At 52.1% G+C, this 3,570-nt stretch carries 2 tRNA genes and 2 rRNA genes (1 of these 4 only partly in view); all 4 read left to right on the forward strand.

The window, feature by feature from the left end:
* Nucleotides 1-11: 11 nt before the first annotated feature.
* Nucleotides 12-1,548 (forward strand): 16S ribosomal RNA (locus ACIQAL_RS31515).
* 64 nt (nt 1,549-1,612) lie between these two features.
* A tRNA-Ile gene (locus ACIQAL_RS31520) sits at nt 1,613-1,689 on the forward strand.
* Between the two features lie 26 nt (nt 1,690-1,715).
* Nucleotides 1,716-1,791, forward strand: a tRNA-Ala gene (locus tag ACIQAL_RS31525).
* 248 nt (nt 1,792-2,039) lie between these two features.
* A 23S ribosomal RNA gene (locus ACIQAL_RS31530) occupies nt 2,040-3,570 on the forward strand; it runs 1,460 nt beyond the window's last position.
* The 16S and 23S rRNA genes sit together here with 2 tRNA genes alongside, the layout of an rRNA operon.

The raw sequence follows: 3,570 nt of genomic DNA on the forward strand, positions 1-3,570 counted from the left end.
ATTGCAGTATTGAACTGAAGAGTTTGATCATGGCTCAGATTGAACGCTGGCGGCAGGCCTAACACATGCAAGTCGAGCGGATGAAGGGAGCTTGCTCCCTGATTCAGCGGCGGACGGGTGAGTAATGCCTAGGAATCTGCCTGGTAGTGGGGGACAACGTTTCGAAAGGAACGCTAATACCGCATACGTCCTACGGGAGAAAGTGGGGGATCTTCGGACCTCACGCTATCAGATGAGCCTAGGTCGGATTAGCTAGTTGGTGAGGTAACGGCTCACCAAGGCGACGATCCGTAACTGGTCTGAGAGGATGATCAGTCACACTGGAACTGAGACACGGTCCAGACTCCTACGGGAGGCAGCAGTGGGGAATATTGGACAATGGGCGAAAGCCTGATCCAGCCATGCCGCGTGTGTGAAGAAGGTCTTCGGATTGTAAAGCACTTTAAGTTGGGAGGAAGGGTTGCTGATTAATACTCTGCAATTTTGACGTTACCGACAGAATAAGCACCGGCTAACTCTGTGCCAGCAGCCGCGGTAATACAGAGGGTGCAAGCGTTAATCGGAATTACTGGGCGTAAAGCGCGCGTAGGTGGTTTGTTAAGTTGAATGTGAAATCCCCGGGCTCAACCTGGGAACTGCATCCAAAACTGGCAAGCTAGAGTAGGGCAGAGGGTGGTGGAATTTCCTGTGTAGCGGTGAAATGCGTAGATATAGGAAGGAACACCAGTGGCGAAGGCGACCACCTGGGCTCATACTGACACTGAGGTGCGAAAGCGTGGGGAGCAAACAGGATTAGATACCCTGGTAGTCCACGCCGTAAACGATGTCAACTAGCCGTTGGAATCCTTGAGATTTTAGTGGCGCAGCTAACGCATTAAGTTGACCGCCTGGGGAGTACGGCCGCAAGGTTAAAACTCAAATGAATTGACGGGGGCCCGCACAAGCGGTGGAGCATGTGGTTTAATTCGAAGCAACGCGAAGAACCTTACCAGGCCTTGACATCCAGTGAACTTACCAGAGATGGTTTGGTGCCTTCGGGAACACTGAGACAGGTGCTGCATGGCTGTCGTCAGCTCGTGTCGTGAGATGTTGGGTTAAGTCCCGTAACGAGCGCAACCCTTGTCCTTAGTTACCAGCACGTTAAGGTGGGCACTCTAAGGAGACTGCCGGTGACAAACCGGAGGAAGGTGGGGATGACGTCAAGTCATCATGGCCCTTACGGCCTGGGCTACACACGTGCTACAATGGTCGGTACAAAGGGTTGCCAAGCCGCGAGGTGGAGCTAATCCCATAAAACCGATCGTAGTCCGGATCGCAGTCTGCAACTCGACTGCGTGAAGTCGGAATCGCTAGTAATCGCGAATCAGAATGTCGCGGTGAATACGTTCCCGGGCCTTGTACACACCGCCCGTCACACCATGGGAGTGGGTTGCACCAGAAGTAGCTAGTCTAACCTTCGGGGGGACGGTTACCACGGTGTGATTCATGACTGGGGTGAAGTCGTAACAAGGTAGCCGTAGGGGAACCTGCGGCTGGATCACCTCCTTAATCGAAGACTCAGCTTCTTCGCAAGTTCCCACACGAATTGCTTGATTCATTGAAGAAGACGATTGGGTCTGTAGCTCAGTTGGTTAGAGCGCACCCCTGATAAGGGTGAGGTCGGCAGTTCGAATCTGCCCAGACCCACCAATTACCGGTGCACCCTGTAGCGATACGGGGCCATAGCTCAGCTGGGAGAGCGCCTGCCTTGCACGCAGGAGGTCAGCGGTTCGATCCCGCTTGGCTCCACCATACCGGTGTTCGGTGGTACAGACAGTTGTCATGCTAAAGCTTAGAAATGAGCATTTCCTTCGGACGAAGGCTGAATGTTGATTTCTGATCTTTGTCAGAATCGTTCTTTAAAAATTCGGGTATGTGATAGAAAGATAGACTGGGCACCTCTTTCACTGGTGCGTGTCCAGGCTAAGGTAAAGTTTGTGAAATGCAAACTTTCGGCGAATGTCGTCTTCACAGTATAACCAGATTGCTTGGGGTTATATGGTCAAGTGAAGAAGCGCATACGGTGGATGCCTTGGCAGTCAGAGGCGATGAAAGACGTGGTAGCCTGCGAAAAGCTTCGGGGAGTCGGCAAACAGACTGTGATCCGGAGATGTCTGAATGGGGGAACCCAACCATCACAAGATGGTTACCTTGCACTGAATACATAGGTGCATGGAGCGAACCAGGGGAACTGAAACATCTAAGTACCCTGAGGAAAAGAAATCAACCGAGATTCCCTTAGTAGTGGCGAGCGAACGGGGACCAGCCCTTAAGTTGATTTGAGATTAGCGGAACGCTCTGGAAAGTGCGGCCATAGTGGGTGATAGCCCTGTACGCGAAAATCTCTTGTCAATGAAATCGAGTAGGACGGGGCACGAGAAACCTTGTCTGAACATGGGGGGACCATCCTCCAAGGCTAAATACTACTGACTGACCGATAGTGAACCAGTACCGTGAGGGAAAGGCGAAAAGAACCGCGGAGAGCGGAGTGAAATAGATCCTGAAACCGTATGCGTACAAGCAGTGGGAGCCCACTTTGTTGGGTGACTGCGTACCTTTTGTATAATGGGTCAGCGACTTATTTTCAGTGGCGAGCTTAACCGAATAGGGGAGGCGTAGCGAAAGCGAGTCTTAATAGGGCGTCTAGTCGCTGGGAATAGACCCGAAACCGGGCGATCTATCCATGGGCAGGTTGAAGGTTAGGTAACACTGACTGGAGGACCGAACCGACTACCGTTGAAAAGTTAGCGGATGACCTGTGGATCGGAGTGAAAGGCTAATCAAGCTCGGAGATAGCTGGTTCTCCTCGAAAGCTATTTAGGTAGCGCCTCATGTATCACTGTAGGGGGTAGAGCACTGTTTCGGCTAGGGGGTCATCCCGACTTACCAAACCGATGCAAACTCCGAATACCTACAAGTGCCGAGCATGGGAGACACACGGCGGGTGCTAACGTCCGTCGTGAAAAGGGAAACAACCCAGACCGTCAGCTAAGGTCCCAAAGTCATGGTTAAGTGGGAAACGATGTGGGAAGGCTTAGACAGCTAGGAGGTTGGCTTAGAAGCAGCCACCCTTTAAAGAAAGCGTAATAGCTCACTAGTCGAGTCGGCCTGCGCGGAAGATGTAACGGGGCTCAAACCATGCACCGAAGCTACGGGTATCACCTTTGGTGATGCGGTAGAGGAGCGTTCTGTAAGCCTGTGAAGGTGAGTTGAGAAGCTTGCTGGAGGTATCAGAAGTGCGAATGCTGACATGAGTAACGACAATGGGTGTGAAAAACACCCACGCCGAAAGACCAAGGTTTCCTGCGCAACGTTAATCGACGCAGGGTTAGTCGGTCCCTAAGGCGAGGCTGAAAAGCGTAGTCGATGGAAAACAGGTTAATATTCCTGTACTTCTGGTTATTGCGATGGAGGGACGGAGAAGGCTAGGCCAGCCTGGCGTTGGTTGTCCAGGTTTAAGGTGGTAGGCTGAGATCTTAGGTAAATCCGGGATCTTAAGGCCGAGAGCTGATGACGAGTGTTCTTTCGAAC

This window comes from Pseudomonas sp. NPDC088368 (assembly GCF_044753445.1).
Lineage (GTDB): Bacteria > Pseudomonadota > Gammaproteobacteria > Pseudomonadales > Pseudomonadaceae > Aquipseudomonas > Aquipseudomonas bambusae.